This is a genomic window from Microvirga sp. CF3016 (assembly GCF_036314085.1).
In the GTDB taxonomy this organism is placed as follows: domain Bacteria; phylum Pseudomonadota; class Alphaproteobacteria; order Rhizobiales; family Beijerinckiaceae; genus Microvirga.
On sequence record NZ_JAYGGM010000012.1, the window covers coordinates 21,834 to 39,769 of the forward strand.

The 17,936-nt window shown below is 63.1% G+C and carries 20 protein-coding genes and 1 tRNA gene; 20 read left to right on the forward strand and 1 reads right to left on the reverse strand.

What is annotated here, in order from left to right:
* Positions 1-110: 110 nt before the first annotated feature.
* Positions 111-2,237 (forward strand): sodium-translocating pyrophosphatase, encoded by a 2,127-nt coding sequence (locus tag VB672_RS17820; protein ID WP_329785551.1) that lies wholly within the window; start codon positions 111-113, stop codon positions 2,235-2,237.
* A 120-nt stretch (positions 2,238-2,357) separates the two neighbouring features.
* Here the strand turns inward: VB672_RS17820 and VB672_RS17825 are convergent, their stop codons facing one another.
* A complete protein-coding gene (locus VB672_RS17825; RefSeq protein WP_329785552.1) occupies positions 2,358-2,810 on the reverse strand; it encodes an outer membrane protein assembly factor BamE in 453 nt (150 codons plus the stop codon).
* Between the two features lie 102 nt (positions 2,811-2,912).
* Here VB672_RS17825 and VB672_RS17830 point away from each other — a divergent pair, with 102 nt between their 5' ends.
* The 19 genes from VB672_RS17830 (at position 2,913) to nuoK (ending at position 17,915) form a co-directional block, all read left to right on the forward strand.
* Complete coding sequence (locus VB672_RS17830) at positions 2,913-3,443, forward strand: ubiquinol-cytochrome C chaperone family protein (protein ID WP_329785553.1); 531 nt, start codon at positions 2,913-2,915, stop codon at positions 3,441-3,443.
* Between the two features lie 12 nt (positions 3,444-3,455).
* Positions 3,456-3,971, forward strand: a complete 516-nt coding sequence (locus VB672_RS17835) for a YceD family protein (protein ID WP_329785554.1) — start codon at positions 3,456-3,458, stop codon at positions 3,969-3,971.
* A 141-nt stretch (positions 3,972-4,112) separates the two neighbouring features.
* Positions 4,113-5,147, forward strand: a complete 1,035-nt coding sequence (plsX, locus tag VB672_RS17840) for a phosphate acyltransferase PlsX (protein ID WP_329785555.1) — start codon at positions 4,113-4,115, stop codon at positions 5,145-5,147.
* Between the two features lie 12 nt (positions 5,148-5,159).
* Positions 5,160-6,137, forward strand: coding sequence for a beta-ketoacyl-ACP synthase III (locus tag VB672_RS17845; RefSeq protein ID WP_329785556.1), 978 nt, complete (start codon positions 5,160-5,162; stop codon positions 6,135-6,137).
* Positions 6,138-6,262: 125 nt separating this feature from the next.
* A complete protein-coding gene (locus VB672_RS17850; RefSeq protein WP_009491113.1) occupies positions 6,263-6,574 on the forward strand; it encodes an integration host factor subunit alpha in 312 nt (103 codons plus the stop codon).
* A 22-nt stretch (positions 6,575-6,596) separates the two neighbouring features.
* Positions 6,597-7,100, forward strand: coding sequence for a MerR family transcriptional regulator (locus VB672_RS17855; RefSeq protein WP_329785557.1), 504 nt, complete (start codon positions 6,597-6,599; stop codon positions 7,098-7,100).
* A gap of 150 nt (positions 7,101-7,250) precedes the next feature.
* Positions 7,251-7,327 (forward strand) — tRNA-Asp (locus VB672_RS17860).
* A gap of 236 nt (positions 7,328-7,563) precedes the next feature.
* Positions 7,564-7,785 carry a hypothetical protein gene (locus VB672_RS17865; protein ID WP_329785558.1) on the forward strand — a complete coding sequence of 74 codons (222 nt, stop codon included), beginning with the start codon at positions 7,564-7,566 and terminating at the stop codon, positions 7,783-7,785.
* 173 nt (positions 7,786-7,958) lie between these two features.
* Positions 7,959-8,324 (forward strand): NADH-quinone oxidoreductase subunit A, encoded by a 366-nt coding sequence (locus VB672_RS17870; RefSeq protein ID WP_036351452.1) that lies wholly within the window; start codon positions 7,959-7,961, stop codon positions 8,322-8,324.
* The gene (locus VB672_RS17875) at positions 8,315-8,899 is read left to right on the forward strand and encodes a NuoB/complex I 20 kDa subunit family protein (RefSeq protein ID WP_181052763.1); all 585 of its coding nucleotides are present in this window, start codon (positions 8,315-8,317) and stop codon (positions 8,897-8,899) included. The genes VB672_RS17870 and VB672_RS17875 overlap by 10 nt, the downstream gene beginning before the upstream one ends.
* Positions 8,900-8,913: 14 nt before the next feature.
* Entirely contained in the window at positions 8,914-9,516 is a 603-nt protein-coding gene (locus VB672_RS17880; protein ID WP_329785559.1) for an NADH-quinone oxidoreductase subunit C, read from the forward strand.
* Positions 9,517-9,534: 18 nt separating this feature from the next.
* Complete coding sequence (locus VB672_RS17885; protein ID WP_329785560.1) at positions 9,535-10,725, forward strand: NADH-quinone oxidoreductase subunit D; 1,191 nt, start codon at positions 9,535-9,537, stop codon at positions 10,723-10,725.
* A gap of 117 nt (positions 10,726-10,842) precedes the next feature.
* Complete coding sequence (gene nuoE, locus VB672_RS17890) at positions 10,843-11,901, forward strand: NADH-quinone oxidoreductase subunit NuoE (protein ID WP_329785561.1); 1,059 nt, start codon at positions 10,843-10,845, stop codon at positions 11,899-11,901.
* Positions 11,902-11,915: 14 nt separating this feature from the next.
* Positions 11,916-13,217 carry an NADH-quinone oxidoreductase subunit NuoF gene (gene nuoF, locus VB672_RS17895; protein ID WP_329785562.1) on the forward strand — a complete coding sequence of 434 codons (1,302 nt, stop codon included), beginning with the start codon at positions 11,916-11,918 and terminating at the stop codon, positions 13,215-13,217.
* Between the two features lie 8 nt (positions 13,218-13,225).
* On the forward strand, positions 13,226-15,304 hold the full coding sequence (gene nuoG, locus VB672_RS17900) for an NADH-quinone oxidoreductase subunit NuoG (protein WP_329785563.1): 2,079 nt from the start codon (positions 13,226-13,228) through the stop codon (positions 15,302-15,304).
* Between the two features lie 12 nt (positions 15,305-15,316).
* On the forward strand, positions 15,317-16,342 hold the full coding sequence (gene nuoH / locus VB672_RS17905) for an NADH-quinone oxidoreductase subunit NuoH (RefSeq protein WP_329785564.1): 1,026 nt from the start codon (positions 15,317-15,319) through the stop codon (positions 16,340-16,342).
* An 11-nt stretch (positions 16,343-16,353) separates the two neighbouring features.
* The gene (gene nuoI / locus VB672_RS17910) at positions 16,354-16,842 is read left to right on the forward strand and encodes an NADH-quinone oxidoreductase subunit NuoI (protein ID WP_329785565.1); all 489 of its coding nucleotides are present in this window, start codon (positions 16,354-16,356) and stop codon (positions 16,840-16,842) included.
* Positions 16,843-16,980: 138 nt separating this feature from the next.
* A complete protein-coding gene (locus VB672_RS17915) occupies positions 16,981-17,595 on the forward strand; it encodes an NADH-quinone oxidoreductase subunit J (protein WP_329785566.1) in 615 nt (204 codons plus the stop codon).
* Positions 17,596-17,606: 11 nt separating this feature from the next.
* Positions 17,607-17,915, forward strand: coding sequence for an NADH-quinone oxidoreductase subunit NuoK (gene nuoK, locus VB672_RS17920; RefSeq protein ID WP_114943804.1), 309 nt, complete (start codon positions 17,607-17,609; stop codon positions 17,913-17,915).
* Positions 17,916-17,936: the final 21 nt, after the last annotated feature.

Sequence of the window (17,936 nt, forward strand, 5' to 3'; positions counted from 1 at the left end):
CTGCCTAGTTTTTTGCCACCAAATATGAGGTTCGCTGGGGGTAGGGGCCCGTCAAGGCCAAGAAACAGGCCTTGAGGTGCGGCTTTCTGCTTTCCCATAACAAGGATGGCATGATGGCACTCACCCTAATCATCTTGGGCGGCCTTCTTTCGATTGCCTATGGCTTCTGGGCCATTAGCGACGTGATGAAGCGGGACGCCGGTTCTCAGCGCATGCAGGAAATCGCCGGTGCGATTGCCGAAGGCGCAAAAGCTTACCTCCGCCGGCAATATTTCACGATTGCCATCGTCGGCGTCGTCCTATTTGCCATCATCGCCTATTTCCTCGGCATCCGTGTGGCCATCGGCTTCGCCATCGGGGCCATTCTCTCCGGCGCCGCCGGTTTCATCGGCATGAACGTGTCGGTCCGGGCCAATGTCCGCACGGCCCAGGCGGCCACGCAGTCCCTGGGCGGCGGCCTGGACGTCGCCTTCAAGGCGGGTGCGGTCACCGGCATGCTGGTCGCCGGCCTCGCGCTCCTGGGCGTGGCGCTCTATTACGGCTATCTCACCCGGGTCACCGGCCTGAATCCCTCCGACCGGGTGGTCATCGACAGTCTCGTGGCCCTCGGCTTCGGGGCCTCGCTGATCTCGATCTTCGCCCGTCTCGGCGGCGGCATCTTCACCAAGGGTGCCGACGTGGGCGGCGATCTGGTGGGCAAGGTCGAAGCCGGCATTCCCGAGGACGATCCGCGCAATCCGGCCACCATTGCGGACAACGTAGGCGACAACGTCGGCGACTGCGCCGGCATGGCGGCCGACCTGTTCGAGACCTACGCGGTGACCGTGGTCGCCACCATGGTTCTCGCGGCGATCTTCTTCGCCGGCCAGGCGACGCTGGACACCATGCTGTTGTATCCGCTGGCCATCGGCGCGGCCTGCATCGTCACCTCGATCATCGGCAGCTTCTTCGTGAAGCTCGGTCAGAACGAGTCCATCATGGGGGCCCTGTACAAGGGGCTGATCGTGACCGGCGTCCTCTCGGCGGCGGCAATCGCCGTGGTCACTTGGCAGATGATCGGATTCGGACAGGTTCCCGGGGCCGACTTCACGGGACAGGCTCTGTTCTGGTGTGCCATCATCGGCCTGGCCGTCACGGCGCTCATCGTAGTCATCACCGAGTACTACACCGGCGTCGGCTTCCGCCCCGTCCGGTCCATCGCCCAGTCTTCGGTGACAGGCCACGGCACGAACGTGATCCAGGGTCTGGCGGTCTCGCTCGAGGCCACGGCGCTGCCGACCATCGTCATCATCGCGGGCATCATCGTGGCCTTCAAGCTCGCGGGCCTCTTCGGCATCGCGATTGCCGTGACGGCCATGTTGGCTCTCGCCGGCATGATCGTGGCCCTCGATGCCTTCGGCCCCGTGACCGACAATGCCGGCGGCATCGCCGAAATGGCCGGGCTGCCGAAAGAGGTCCGCAAGTCCACGGACGCGCTCGACGCGGTCGGCAACACCACGAAGGCGGTCACGAAGGGCTACGCCATCGGGTCCGCAGGCCTTGGCGCCCTGGTTCTCTTCGCAGCCTATACCTCGGACCTGAACTACTTCACGCAAAACGCGGCGCAATATCCATACTTCCAGGGTGTGGCGCCGAACTTCTCCCTGACCAACCCCTACGTGGTGGTCGGCCTCCTGTTCGGCGGCCTCATCCCGTTCCTCTTCGGCGGCATCGCCATGACGGCGGTGGGCCGGGCGGCGGGCGCGGTAGTGGAGGAAGTGCGCCGGCAGTTCCGCGAAAAGCCGGGCATCATGGCCGGGACGGATCGTCCCGATTACGGGCGCGCCGTCGACATGCTGACCCGCGCGGCGATCAAGGAGATGATCGTGCCGTCGCTCCTGCCGGTGCTGGCGCCGATCGTGACCTACTTCGTCGTCTATTGGGTGGCGGGCAAGTCCGAGGCCTTCTCGGCCGTGGGCGCCATGCTGCTCGGCGTGATCGTGACGGGCCTGTTCGTCGCCATCTCCATGACCTCGGGCGGCGGCGCCTGGGACAATGCGAAGAAGTCATTCGAGGATGGATTCACGGATGCCTCGGGCACGACCCATCACAAGGGCTCGGACGCGCACAAGGCGTCCGTGACGGGGGATACGGTCGGCGACCCCTACAAGGACACGGCAGGTCCTGCCGTGAACCCGGCGATCAAGATCACCAACATCATCGCCCTCCTGCTCCTTGCGATCCTTGCGCATTCTTAGAAGAAGCAAGGCGAACAGACTGAAGACCCGCGGCGAGAGCCGCGGGTTTTCTTATGGCGGCCCAAAGAAAAATGGCCGGGACGAAGCCCGGCCATCCTGAACTCTCGATTTGCCGTCCGATCAGCCAAACGGGTTGAAGCTGGTCACGCCCTTGAAGATCTGGCCGAGGAAGCTGGCCTCTTCGCCGCCGGCCGGAGTGGTGCGGCTGATGAAGTCGAAGACCTTGCCGTCCTGCAGGCCGTAGAGAGCGACGCGCTCAACCCGCAGACGCTTGTCGAAATAGACGGCGGTCACCTGCTGGTCCACCACCTGCTCGCCCATGAACTGCAGGGTGCGGCGGGATTTCTGGCTGATATAATACCAATTGCGATTGCCGACGGTGGACACGGTGGACGGCGTTCCAAGGGTCTGAAGGACCTGATCGGCGCTCATGCCCTTCTTCACCTGAGCGATGGCACGCTCATCCGCCACGTAGCCGCGTTGGAATTCCTCGCCCACCGTGCAGGCGGCGACGGTCGAGGCGAGAACGGTTGCAGTAGCCAAGCGCACCAAAAGAGTATGATATCGACGCATCGTACGGTTCTTCCAGAAATGCGGCGCGGATGAGCTTGCGCCTACGGATGGGGATGGCGTAACCCGAGGCTACGATTTTGACAAGCTTGGAAGGGCAGAGCCGTGATCTTCAGTCTCTTCCGCAAGGATCCCCGGCGAACCACGATCGCGAGCCTCTACAAGAGAATTGCGACAGCGTCGCGCGCTCCCGGGCTCTATGCGGCACTTGGCATCCCCGACACCCTGGAAGGGCGGTTCGAGGCCTTGTCGCTGCATATGGTCCTGGCCCTGCGCGCGCTTCGTGGCCTCCCCGATCCCGCCAACGAGGTCGCCAAGGACCTGACCGATGCCTTCTTCCGCGACATGGATGCGTCCCTCCGAGAGATGGGCGTCGGGGATACCGTCGTGCCCAAGCGGATGAAGAAAGTCGCCGAATCCTTCTATGGGCGGGCCCATGCCTATGATACCCCCCTCAACGGCGCCGACGAAGCAGGCTTGGCCCTTGCTCTGGGCCGCAACGTCTATGGCAGCGAGGCACCGGCTGTCCCCCTGGCGCGTTATGCACTGGCGGCCGATCGCGGCTTGGCGGCCATAAACCTGGAGGCGCTTCTGGAGACAGGTCCTGTCTTTCCCGAGCCCGAGACCTTTGCGTAAGGAGGCAATCCAATGACACCTGAAACCGTGGGACCTCTGTCGCGGCTCATCGATGTCATGAAGATCCCTCCCCGAGGGCAGGAGGTCCATGTGGAGGCGACTGCCGAGGAATGCGCTGCCCTGGCCCAGGATTTCGGCCTCCCGAGAATTCAGGCTCTTTCCGGTGATTACCAGCTGAAGGCTTCCGCCAAGGGCATCCATGTGACCGGTGTGGTCAAGGCCTCGATCACCCAGATCTGCGTGACGACCCTCGACCCCTTCGATTCCACCATCGAGGAAGAGGTCGAAGTCGATTTTGCAGAAGCTTCCGGCATGCCGGCGGAACCACCCACCGACATCAATGAGTACGAGCCACCGGACGAGATCGTGAACGGCCAGATCGACCTCGGCGCGCTCACGGCCGAGTTTCTCGCCCTCGGGCTCGACCCCTATCCGCGCAAGCCCGGTGTCGACTTCAATTACCGGGATCCTGCGGACGAGAAGGATTCGCCCTTCGCCGCCTTGAACAAGCTGAAAGGCGACAAGTAAGGGCTGGCAGCAGCGATCCTTACGGCATATCTCCCGGGCAGGCCGACCGATCTCATAAGTACAGAATTCAGTTGCGGAGAGGCCGCAAACCGCTATTTTCCGCCCCCTGTTGAATGACTTAAAAAGAAAGAACAACCGTTTATGCCGAAGCCGGTGCGTATTTCGCTTGACGCGATGGGGGGCGATCACGGTCCTTCCATCGTGATCCCGGGCGCTGCCTTGGCCTTGGAGCGCCATCCCGATCTTCGCTTCCTGATGTTCGGCAATGAAACGGTTGTTGCGCCTCTCCTGAATGCTCATCCCAAGCTGAAGGAGGCCACAGAGCTGCGCCATACGGACATTGCCATCGCCATGGACGAAAAGCCCAGCCAGGCCATCAGGATGGGGCGGGGCAAGTCTTCCATGTGGCGGGCTGTTCAGGCCGTCCGGGACGGGGAGGCCGATGCGGCCGTCTCCGCCGGCAATACAGGGGCCCTGATGGCGACCGCGAAGGTCTGCCTCAAGACCATGGCGCATATCGAGCGCCCGGCGATCGCCTGCATGTGGCCGACCCTGCGGGGCGAGAGCATCGTTCTCGATGTCGGCGCGACCATCGGGGCGGATGCGGGCCACCTGGTGGACATGGCCATCATGGGCGCCGCCATGGCGCGCATCGTGTTCGACCTGGATCGCCCGACCGTCGGGCTCCTCAACGTCGGCACGGAAGAAATCAAGGGCATCGAGGCGGTCAAGGAAGCCAGCCGGATCCTGAGGGAATCGAACCTGCCGAACCTCGATTATCGCGGGTTCGTGGAAGGCGATGATCTCGGCAAGGGCACCGTCGACGTGGTCGTGACCGAAGGGTTCACGGGCAATATCGCCCTGAAGACCGCCGAGGGAACGGCCAAGCAGATCGCCCAGTACCTGCGCTCGGCCATGAGCCGCACCCTCATGGCGAAAATCGGCTATCTCTTCGCGAAACAGGCTTTTAACGCTCTTCGGGACAAGATGGACCCGCGGAAGGTCAATGGCGGCGTCTTCCTGGGTCTCGAAGGGGTGGTCGTCAAAAGCCACGGGGGCACGGACGATCTCGGCTTCGCCAGCGCCATCGACGTCGCATACGACATGGCGCATTTTGAATTGATGAACACGATCCGGAGCATGCTGGACCATGACCCGGTTGGCCAACCGGCCTGAGGAAGGCGCATCTTGAAACGCACCCGTTCCGTCGTACGCGGCATCGGCTCCTATCTGCCGAGGCGCAAGCTGACAAACCAGGACCTCGAAAGGATCGTCGAGACCTCGCACGAGTGGATCGTGCAGAGGACCGGCATCGAAGAGCGTCACATCGCCGACGATGACGAGACCACGTCCGTCCTGGGGATCAAGGCCGCTGAAGCGGCCCTGGCCGATGCCGGACTCACGGCGAACGACATCGATCTGGTGATCTGTGCCACCTCGACGCCCGACTACACCTTTCCGTCGACCGCCACGATGATCCAGACCGGCATCGGCATGACCCATGGGGCGGCTTTCGACCTCCAGGCCGTCTGCACGGGCTTCGTCTATGCCGTGGCGACAGCGGACAAGTTCCTTCAATCCGGCTCGCATAAGCGCGCTCTTGTGATCGGGGCCGAGACGTTCTCCCGGATCCTCGATTGGAATGACCGCACCACCTGCGTTCTGTTCGGCGACGGGGCAGGGGCCATCGTGCTTGAAGCCCAGGAGGGGGAGGGTACGTCCGCCGACCGCGGCGTCCTGACATCGCACCTGCGCTCGGATGGCCGCTACAGGGATAAGCTCTACGTCGATGGGGGGCCGGGCTCGACGAAGACCACCGGCGTCCTGAAGATGGAAGGGCGCGAAGTCTTCAAATTCGCCGTCGGCATGGTGGCCGATGTGGTGCAGGATGCATTCAAGGCCACGGGCACGAGCGCCGAGGAACTGAAGTGGTTCGTGCCGCATCAGGCCAACAAGCGCATCATTACGGCGAGTGCGGACAAGCTCGGGATTGCGCCGGAGAAGGTCGTCATCACCGTCGACAAGCACGGCAACACCTCGGCGGCCTCGATTCCCCTCGCCCTGGATGCCGCAAGACGGGACGGGCGGATCAGGGACGGGGATCTCGTCATGATCGAGGCCATCGGCGGCGGCTTTACCTGGGGAAGTGCCTTAATTCGCTGGTAGCCCGAGGGAGCATCGACTCTGGTGGTATCCGGTATTTCGACCTTGGCGGTTGACCATAGGGAGCCATCTGCATAGCGTCGTCCGGGACGACAAGACCAACGAACTCATTCGCGCTGGGGAGCTCAATGGCTGGCAAGACGATAACGAGAGCGGATCTGAGCGAGGCCGTCTATCAGAAGGTGGGTCTCTCGCGGACCGAATCGGCTGAGTTGGTCGAGCGGGTCCTGGCGGAGATCTGCGATAGCTTGGCCGCCGGAGAGACCGTGAAGCTCTCGTCCTTCGGCTCGTTCATCGTGCGCAGCAAAGGCGAGCGGGTCGGTCGCAATCCCAAGACCGGGGTCGAGGTCCCGATCGACCCTCGCCGCGTGATGGTGTTCAAGCCTTCGAATGTCTTGAAGGCGCATATCAATGGTGAGACCTTCGAAGGCGAGGATTAATCCGGTTATGGCGAGCGGCGTCATGGACAAGAGCCCCGACGCATTCCGCACGATCAGCGAGGTTGCCGAGGACCTCGATGTCCCTCAGCATGTGCTGCGCTTCTGGGAAACCCGCTTCAACCATATCAAGCCGCTCAAGCGCGGTGGCGGACGGCGCTATTACCGTCCTGACGATGTCGATCTGCTCAAGGGCATCCGCCAGCTTCTTTACGGGGAAGGCTACACGATCAAAGGGGTTCAGCGGATCCTGAAGGAGGAGGGGGTTCGCTTTGTCCAGGGTGTCGGACGCGGCGAGCAGAGCGTCACGGCGCTACATCCCGAAACCCTCCCGGCGAATTCCGAGGACATTGAGGCTCCGAACGGCAAGCACCTATACGAGGAAGAGGATGCAGCCTGCGCTCCTCCACGGCCGGGCTTGACCCCAGAGGCGATCCGCGGACTTCAGGCGGCTCTCGACGACCTCTATGAGTGTGACCGGGTCATCTCCTCCCTCAGGACTATGGGTGAAGTTCCCGCGGGTGAGTGAAACTTTGTAGGAACCCCATCCCGGACCGATGGGCCTCATCGCCTAAGCAGTTGGGTTTTTTGCAGGCTTTCCAAAATGAGTGCATTCAACCCTTGACAGGGGTCGGGGGCGCTTTTAAACCCCAGCCACACCGCTTCGGCGGTCCGATGCGCGGGCGTAGCTCAGTCGGTTAGAGTGCCGGCCTGTCACGCCGGAGGTCGCGGGTTCGAGCCCCGTCGCCCGCGCCACTTCCTCCTCTGAAAATCAGGTTTGAGTCCCGTTCGGATCAATGATCCCGGATCGGGCAGGCAGCTCACGCAGCTGGGCTTGTCGTCCTGAGCGCGGCACTTTTCGGCTGCAAGCGCATTCTTCCAACAGTTCCTGGGAGTTTGATGCAGCTGGGCGTTATTGCGACGTGGGCGATAGACCGCGTATGGTGACGCCCAAATGGTCATCGAATTCTCGGGCGAGGTCGCCCAGGTGTATGAGCGACCTATCATCTTCATTCAGGGCCAAGCTTGACGAGGCGATCCGGCCCAGCGCCGCTCAGAACGTGTTCATCGGGATCGAACATCTGACCCTGGAGGAATTCGACCAGATTCGCGCCAAGTATGGGGCCAAGCCCAAGGCGGAGATCGTTATCGGCCAGGTCGAGGCCACCGCCAACCGAAAGACGGCGAAAACGGCCGAAAAGGCTACATCCTAGTTTGGAATGGTTCTTTTTGCGGCAGTGCAAACACTTGTCAGGGAAGGGGAACTCAGCTAAGCCTCCCGCGCAATCAGCGTGTTGTCGCAGGGGCTTTTATCGGGCCATTCTGGGGCCTAAATGCGTTTCAGGTTGCCGGCTCTCGGCCGTGCTTCGTTCGTTCTAGGTGTCGTATGACGAATCTCCTCGCCGACTACCTGCCTCTCGTAATCTTCATCGGCGTGTCGCTCCTGATTGGGGTGGCGCTGCTCGTGGCGCCCTTCATCGTCGCCTACAGTCGCCCTGATACCGAGAAACTGTCCGCCTACGAGTGCGGTTTCAATGCTTTCGACGATGCCCGCATGAAGTTCGACGTGCGGTTCTACCTCGTCGCAATCCTTTTCATCATCTTCGACCTGGAAGTGGCATTCCTGTTCCCCTGGGCCATCACCTTCGGGAACCTAGGCTGGTTCGGCTTCATCTCCATGATGATCTTCCTCGGTGTCCTGACGGTCGGTTTCATTTACGAGTGGAAGAAGGGGGCCCTTGAATGGGATTGATCTCCGATACCCAATCGACCCTGGTCGCTCCGGCCCCGCGCGGCATCATCGATCCGAACACGGGCAAGCCGGCTGGTTCGACGGATCCGTATTTCGTGTCCATCAACGAGGAGTTGTCCGACAAGGGCTTCCTCGTCACCTCGACCGAAGATCTCATCACCTGGGCCCGCACCGGCTCGCTCATGTGGATGACCTTCGGCCTGGCGTGCTGCGCCGTCGAGATGATGCAGATGTCCATGCCCCGGTACGATGTCGAGCGGTTCGGCTTCGCGCCTCGCGCCTCGCCGCGTCAGTCCGACGTGATGATCGTGGCCGGCACTCTCACCAACAAGATGGCTCCCGCTCTCCGCAAGGTCTACGACCAGATGCCGGAGCCCCGCTACGTCATCTCCATGGGCTCCTGCGCCAATGGCGGCGGCTATTACCACTACTCCTATTCCGTGGTTCGTGGCTGCGATCGCATCGTGCCGGTCGACATCTACGTGCCGGGCTGCCCGCCGACGGCTGAGGCGCTCCTCTACGGGGTGCTGCTTCTGCAGAAGAAGATCCGCCGGACCGGCACCATCGAGCGCTGAGCAAAGGTCACTGCATGAGTGCTGATCTCCAAGCCCTGAGCGATCATATCACCTCGTCCCTCGGCGAGGCGATCGAAAGCTGGGCCATTGCCTTCGACGAGCTGACGATCGTCGCTCGCCGCGAGGACATCGTCGGGGTGGCGACCTTCCTGCGGGACGACCCGCAGTGCCGCTTCGTCTGCTTCATCGATCTCTGCGGCGCCGATTATCCGGCCCGCGAAAAGCGCTTCGATGTGGTCTATCACTTCCTCGCCCCTCACCATAACCGGCGCATCCGCGTGAAGGTGGAAACGGACGAGGTGACCCCGGTCCCCTCGCTGGTTGGACTCTGGCCGGCTGCGAACTGGTACGAGCGCGAGGCTTACGATCTCTACGGCATCCTGTTCTCCGGTCATCCGGACCTGCGCCGGATCCTGACCGATTACGGGTTCGAGGGCCATCCTCTGCGCAAGGACTTCCCGCTCACCGGCTATGTCGAAGTGCGCTACGACGACGGCCAGGGGCGCGTGGTCTACGAGCCGGTGAAGCTCAGCCAGGAATTCCGCAACTTCGATTTCCTCTCGCCCTGGGAAGGCACGGATTACGTGCTGCCGGGCGATGAGAAGGCCAAGGCATAAGGAGCGGAGAGGCGACCCATGGGCGAGCACAATATCCGCAACTTCACGATCAACTTCGGTCCCCAGCACCCGGCAGCGCACGGCGTGCTGCGCCTCGTGCTGGAACTCGACGGCGAGGTCGTCGAGCGTGTCGATCCGCATATCGGCCTGCTGCATCGCGGCACCGAGAAGCTGATCGAATACAAGACCTACGTTCAGGCCAATCCCTATTTCGACCGGCTCGACTACGTCGCTCCCATGAACCAGGAGCATGCCTATTGCCTCGCCATCGAGAAGCTTCTCGGGATCGGGGTGCCGAGGCGTGCCCAGCTCATCCGGGTGCTCTTCTCCGAGATCGGACGGCTTCTCTCCCACCTCCTCAATGTGACCACGCAGGCCATGGATGTCGGTGCGCTCACGCCGCCCCTCTGGGGCTTCGAGGAGCGTGAGAAGCTGATGATCTTCTACGAGCGGATTTCCGGCTCGCGGATGCACGCTAACTACTTCCGCCCGGGCGGCGTGAACATGGACATCCAGCCGGAGCTCATCGACGACATCGAAGCGTTCTGCGACCCGTTCCTCCAGGTTCTGGACGATCTCGACACCCTCGTCATCGGCAACCGGATCTTCAAGCAGCGCAACGTCGACATCGGTACAATCACCCTGGACGATTGCTTCCGCTGGGGCTTCTCGGGCCCGATCGTCCGCAGCTGTGGCGTGGCCTGGGACCTGCGCAAGTCGCAGCCCTACGAGTGCTACGAGGAGATGGAGTTCGACATCCCCGTCGGGAAGAATGGCGACAATTACGACCGCCAGGTCATCCGCATGGAGGAGATGCGTCAGAGCGTGCGGATCATGCGCCAGTGCCTCGACAAGCTGCGGGCACCGGACGGGCAGGGGCCGGTCACGACGCTCGACGGAAAGGTCGCCCCTCCTTCGCGCAAGGACATGAAGCGCTCCATGGAAGCGCTGATTCATCACTTCAAGCTTTACACGGAAGGCTTCCACGTCCCGGCGGGCGAGGTCTATGCAGCCGTGGAGGCTCCGAAGGGAGAGTTCGGCGTCTACCTCGTGTCGGACGGCACCAACAAGGCTTATCGCTGCAGGATCCGCGCCCCGGGCTTCGCGCATCTCCAGGGCATGGATTTCATGTGCCGCGGCCACATGCTGGCGGACGTCGCGGGTGTTTTGGGCTCTCTCGACATCGTGTTCGGCGAGGTCGACCGTTAAGGAATACCTGCCCCGCCGTCGGTGCAGGAAGTCACGCTCTCTGAGGCGTGCTGAAGATAGTTCAAGTCGCGAATGGCCGGGCTCTATGCCCGGCCATGGCGATGAGGAGAAGAGTGTATGGCCGTTCGTAAGCTCGCGCCTGAAGACATGCAGCCCCAGAGCTTCGTTCTCTCCCCAGAGACCGAAGCTTTCGCGGACAAGGAAATCGCCAAATATCCGCCGGGCCGGCAGGCTTCCGCCGTGATCGCTCTTTTGGGCAAAGCCCAGGAGCAGGCCGGTGGCTGGCTGCCTCGCAAGGCTATCGAGGCCGTCGCGGCAAAGCTCGACATGCCGGTCATCCGCGTGATGGAGGTGGCGACCTTCTACACGATGTTCAATCTCGAGCCGGTCGGAAAGTACTTCATCCAATTCTGCGGCACCACGCCCTGCGTGCTGCGCGGCGCAGGCGACATCAAGAAGGTGCTGGAACGCCGGATCGGTGATCAGAACCATGTGACACCCGACGGCAACTTCTCCTGGCTCGAGGTCGAGTGCCTCGGAGCCTGCTCCAATGCGCCGATGGTCCAGATCAACGACGATTATTACGAGGACCTGACGACTGAGAATTTCGAGAAGCTGCTCGACGATCTCGCAGCCGGCCGGCCCGTGAAGATCGGATCCCAGATCGGCCGTAACCGTTCCGAGCCGTTCGAAGCGGTCAACACCCTTCAGGATCCGGCTTTGTACGACGGTTCACTCGTCGGTGCCTGGCGCAAGCGCTTCGAGGAACAGGCGAAGGCTGCCGAGACGGCCGAGCCCGCAGCCGCCATGGCTTCTATTCCTCAGGAAGTAAAGGCCGCCAAGCCCACGGCAGGCCGCGCCATCGAGAGCCCTGCCGCCGATACTCCGGCCGAGCGTGCCAAGGAAGGCGAGACGCCGATCAATCCGGTCGACCGCAAGGAAGCCGCCGACCCGTCGACGGCCACCAAGGGACAGTCGCATACGGAAGCCGAGCCGAGACCGGCCCCGCAGAGCGGCAAGTCCTACGTGGCGAACCCGAGCAAGGAGGGCGAAGCCGTGCCGAGCAGCCCGACGACGCCGGTCGCCGGTACGCCGCCTGCACAAGCCGAGACCCGCCGCGACGGCAGCGAGAGCAAGCCGGACGTGATCGTCGACAAAGACAACAAGTCGTCCTGATGGAGTGATCGGGAATGCTTCAGGACAAAGATCGTATCTTCACCAACCTCTACGGCTTCCATTCGCCCGACCTCAAGGCCGCGAAGATGCGCGGCGCCTGGGACGGAACGAAGTTCCTCCTCGAACAGGGGCGCGACTGGATCGTCAACGAGATGAAGGCATCGGGCCTGCGCGGCCGCGGCGGCGCTGGCTTCCCAACGGGCCTCAAGTGGTCCTTCATGCCCAAGCAATCGGATGGACGTCCGCACTACCTCGTCGTCAATGCGGACGAATCCGAGCCGGGCACCTGTAAGGACCGCGAGATCATGCGGAACGATCCGCATCTTCTCGTCGAGGGCTGCCTCATCGCCTCCTTCGCCATGGGGGCACATGCCGCCTACATCTATATCCGCGGAGAGTACGTCGCCGAGCGTCATGCTCTCCAGCGGGCGGTGGACGAGGCCTACGAGGCCAAGCTCATCGGCAAGGACAACATTCACGGGTATCCCTTCGACCTCTACGTCCACCACGGTGCGGGCGCCTATATCTGTGGCGAGGAGACGGCTCTCATCGAGAGCATGGAGGGCAAGAAGGGCATGCCGCGCCTGAAGCCGCCGTTCCCGGCCAATATGGGTCTCTACGGCTGCCCGACCACGGTGAACAACGTGGAGTCGATCGCGGTCGCCGGCACGATCCTGCGGCGCGGGGCATCCTGGTTCTCCGGCATCGGCCGCCCCAACAACGTGGGCACCAAGCTGTTCTGCGTGTCGGGCCATGTGAACAAGCCCTGCAACGTGGAAGAAGCCATGGGTCTCACCTTCCGTGAGCTGATCGACCGCCATTGCGGCGGCATCCGCGGCGGTTGGGACAACCTGCTCGGCGTGATCCCCGGCGGCTCGTCCGTGCCGATCGTTCCGGCCGAGCAGATCGCCGATGCCTATATGGATTTCGACACGCTGCGTAACCTGAAGTCGGGCCTCGGCACTGCCGCCGTGATCGTCATGGACAAGTCGACCGACATCGTTCGCGCGATCGCCCGCATCTCGTACTTCTACAAGCATGAGAGCTGTGGCCAGTGCACCCCTTGCCGCGAGGGCACAGGCTGGATGTGGCGCGTGCTCACCCGCATGGCCGAAGGGCGCGCCCAGAAGCGCGAAATCGACATGCTGCTCGAAGTCTCGACCCAGATCGAAGGTCACACCATCTGCGCGCTCGGCGACGCGGCGGCATGGCCGGTTCAGGGTCTGATCCGCCACTTCCGTCACGAGATCGAGAAGCGGATCGACGATTACGCGGCAAACCCGCATTCCGAATCCGTCCTGATTGCGGCGGAGTGAGATTGAAGATGGCGAAAATCATCGTTGATGGCGTCGAGGTCGACGTTCCCGCGGAATACACCCTGCTCCAGGCCGCCGAAGCGGCGGGAGCGGAAATTCCGCGTTTCTGCTACCATGAGCGGCTCTCGATCGCCGGCAATTGCCGCATGTGCCTCGTCGAGGTGAAGGGCGCGCCCAAGCCGGTCGCCTCCTGCGCCTGGGGCGTGCGCGACTGCCGTCCCGGCCCGAACGGCGAGCCGCCGGAGATCTCCACCAAGTCGCCGACCGTGAAGAAGGCCAGGGAAGGGGTGATGGAGTTCCTCCTCATCAACCACCCGCTCGACTGCCCGATCTGCGACCAGGGCGGCCAGTGCGACCTGCAGGACCAGGCCATGGCCTACGGGGTCGACACCAGCCGCTATCACGAGAACAAGCGCGCGGTCACCGACAAGTATCTCGGCCCGCTGGTGCGAACCTCCATGAATCGGTGCATTCACTGCACCCGCTGCGTGCGCTTCTCCGCCGAGGTGGCGGGGGTGCCGGATCTCGGTGCCCTCTGGCGTGGCGAGGACATGGAGATCACCAGCTATCTCGAGCGGGCTCTCGGATCCGAGCTGCAGGCCAACGTGGCGGATCTCTGCCCGGTCGGCGCGCTCACCCATAAGCCGGAAGCCTTCCACTACCGTCCGTGGGAGCTCACCAAGACCGATTCCATCGACGTGATGGATGCGGTCGGCTCCTCGATACGCGTCGATTCCCGCGGACGCGAGGTCATGCGTATCCTGCCGCGCGTGAACGAGGCGGTGAACGAAGAGTGGATCACCGACAAGACCCGCCAGATCGTCGACGGTCTGCGCCTACAGCGCCTCGATCGTCCCTTCGTGCGCGAAAACGGCCGCCTGCGTCCGGCCTCATGGCAGGAGGCCTTTGCCGCGATAGCCAACCGGGTGAAGGGTGCGGATCCGAAGCGCGTGGGCGCCATCGTGGGCGATCTTGCCGCCGTGGAGGAGATGTATGCGCTGAAGCTGCTCATGCAGAGCCTCGGCGTGACCAACATCGACGCCCGCCAGGACGGCTCGGTGCTGACGCCGGTCTACGGCCGGGCCTCCTACCTGTTCAACAGCACGATCACGGGCATCGAGGATGCGGATGCGATTCTGATCGTAGGCTCGAACCCGCGCATCGAGGCTTCACTCGTCAATGTGCGGATCCGCAAGCGCTGGCGCATGGCCCCGCCGCCGATCGCCATGATCGGCGAACATGCCGACCTGACCTATCCCTATGATTATCTCGGCGCCGGTCCCGAAACCCTGACTGAGCTGGCTAGCGGGCGTCACAGCTTCATTGAGAAGCTCCGCGGCGCTGAGCGTCCGCTCGTCATCGTGGGGCAGGGTGCTCTTTCCCGTCCGGACGGTCTGGCCGTTCTCTCGGCCGCCGCGCAGCTCGCCCGCGATGTGGGCGCGGTCAAGGACGGCTGGAACGGCTTCTCGGTCCTGCATACTGCCGCCTCCCGCGTCGGTGCGCTCGATCTCGGCCTCGTGCCGGGCGAGTGGGGCCTGAACGCTCAGACGATGGCGCAGGGCGAAGTGGATGTGCTGTTCAATCTCGGCGCAGACGAGATCGATATCGCTCCCGGCGCCTTCGTGATCTACCAGGGCACCCATGGCGACCGCGGCGCTCACCGGGCCGACGTGATCCTGCCGGCTGCGACCTACACCGAGAAGTCCGGCACTTACGTGAACACGGAGGGCCGGGTGCAACTCGCCAACCGGGCGGCCTTCGCTCCGGGCGAGGCTCGTGAGGACTGGGCGATCCTGCGCGCTCTCTCGGACGTGCTCGGTCACCGTCTGCCGTTCGATTCGCTCAATGCCCTGCGGGCGAAGCTCTATGCGCATTATCCGCACTTCGCAGCCATCGACACGGTCCAGCCGGCCGACGGGTTTGCCGCCGTTCAGGCGCTTGCCGGCCTCGGCGGCACCCTTGGCCGCGAGCCGTTCGCGAGCCCGGTGAAGGACTTCTATCTGACGAACCCGATTGCCCGCGCCTCCGGCGTCATGGCCGAGTGCTCCGCGCTCGCCCGTGAGCTGAAGCTCGAGGCGGCTGAGTAAGAGGAACGGATCATGGAATTTGGAGATATCCTCCTCGCAGTCGCGATCATGCTGGGCAAGAGCCTACTCATGCTCGTGGCGCTGCTCATCTTCATCGCCTATGCGCTCTATGCCGACCGCAAGGTCTGGGCGGCAGTCCAGCTTCGCCGCGGTCCGAACGTGGTCGGCCCATGGGGCTTGTTCCAGTCCTTTGCCGATCTGCTCAAGTTCGTGCTGAAGGAGCCGGTGATCCCGGCTCCCGCCAACAAGGGCATGTTCCTGCTGGCCCCGCTGGTGATGTGCACCCTGTCCCTCGCGGCCTGGGCAGTCATTCCGCTCAATGCCGGCTGGGCGATTGCCGACATCAACGTTGGCATCCTCTACATCTTCGCGATCTCATCTCTCGGGGTCTATGGCGTCATCATGGGTGGCTGGGCCTCGAACTCGAAATACCCATTCCTCGGCGCGCTCCGCTCCGCGGCGCAGATGGTGTCCTATGAGGTCTCCATCGGCTTCGTCATCGTCACCGTGCTGATGTGCGCCGGAACCCTGAACCTGTCGGCCATCGTGGAGTCGCAGAATACCCGCCTGGGCATCTTCGGCTGGTACTGGCTGCCGCTCTTTCCGATGTTCGTGGTGTTCTTCATCTCGGCCATGGCCGAGACGAACCGCCCGCCCTTCGACCTGCCGGAAGCCGAATCCGAGCTCGTGGCCGGCTACATGGTGGAATACTCCTCCACCCCGTACCTGCTGTTCATGCTCGGCGAGTACGTGGCCATCATGACCATGTGCGCCCTTGGCACGATCCTGTTCCTGGGCGGCTGGCTTTCGCCGATCCCGTTCGCGCCCTTCACCTGGGTGCCGGGCGTGATCTGGTTCGTCCTGAAAGCGAGCTTCCTCTTTATCCTCATCGCCATGGTGAAAGCCCTGGTGCCACGCTACCGCTACGATCAGCTCATGCGCCTCGGTTGGAAGGTCTTCCTGCCGCTCTCCCTGGCCATGGTCGTCATCGTGGCAGCTGTCCTGATGGCGACCGGCAATGCGCCGGGCGTCCGCTAAAGGAGATCGGCATGCAACTCGACCGCATCGCCCAATCCCTCCTGCTGAAGGAGTTCATCTCGGGTTTCATCCTGACGGTGAAGTATTTCTTCAAGCCGAAGGCGACCCTCAACTACCCCTTCGAGATGGGTCATCGCGGACCTCGGTTCCGCGGTGAGCACGCCCTGCGCCGCTACCCCAATGGGGAAGAGCGCTGCATTGCCTGCAAGCTCTGTGAGGCCATCTGCCCGGCCCAGGCCATCACCATCGAGGCCGGTCCGCGTCGCAACGACGGCACCCGCCGCACGACGCGCTACGACATCGACATGGTGAAGTGCATCTATTGCGGCATGTGCCAGGAGGCGTGCCCGGTGGACGCCATCGTGGAAGGCCCGAACTTCGAGTTCTCTGTGGAGACCCGCGAGGAGCTCTACTACGACAAGGCCAAGCTTCTTGAGAACGGGGAGCGCTGGGAGCGGGAAATCGCGCGCAACATCGCCAAGACCGCGCCTTACCGGTAGGAGCGCTTCTTGCCCGATCGGGGCAGGAGGCAAAGAAGTCCGGCGGGTTGTGCCCGTCGGATTCGGATTTTATAGACAGGCCTCTGGATTCCCCGGGGCCACGTCGGAAGGGGCCGCTCTGAGCGGCTTGAGTTGAGCATGACGGTTACCGCCGCCTTCTTCTATCTGTTCGCGACGATCACGGTCGCCTCCGGCTTCATGGTGATTGCTTCCCGCAATCCGGTGCAGTCGGTGCTCTTTCTCATCCTGGCCTTCGTCAACGCGGCGGGCCTGTTCCTGATGATGGGGGCCGAATTCCTGGCGATGATCCTGGTCATCGTCTATGTCGGCGCGGTCGCGGTGCTCTTCCTCTTCGTCGTGATGATGCTCGACGTGGACTTCGCGGCGCTCCGCCAGGGCTTTCTCCAGTACCTGCCCATCGGCGGTGTGATCGGCGTGATCTTCCTGCTCGAGCTGATCCTGGTCGTCGGCGCCTATGCTGTCGACCCGGGCCTCGTGCGTTCGCCGGCGGTCCCGATCCCAGCGCCCGAAGTCATGACCAACACCGAGGCTCTCGGCCAGGTGCTCTACACCCGCTATTTCTACTTTTTCCAGGCGGCCGGCCTGATCCTGCTGGTGGCCATGATCGGCGCCATCGTGCTGACCCTGCGTGAACGGGTCGGCGTGCGGCGGCAGGATATTTCCAAGCAGAACGCCCGGACGCAGGACACTGCCGTCGAGGTGCGGAAGGTTCCCTTCCGTCAAGGCATCTAAGGAGGCGCGCAATGGTTATCGGACTGGGGCACTATCTCACCGTCGCCGCCGTGCTGTTCACGCTCGGGGTGTTCGGCATCTTCATCAACCGGAAGAACGTGATCGTCATCCTGATGTCCATCGAGCTGATCCTGCTCGCCGTGAACATCAACATGGTCGCTTTCTCGACCCACCTGAACGACATCGTCGGCCAGATCTTCGCCATGCTGATCCTCACGGTCGCGGCGGCAGAGGCGGCCATCGGCCTCGCCATTCTGGTGGTCTTCTTCCGCAATCGCGGCTCGATCGCCGTCGAAGACGTCAACAGGTTGAGGGGCTAGGCGCATGATCCGGAAAAGTGG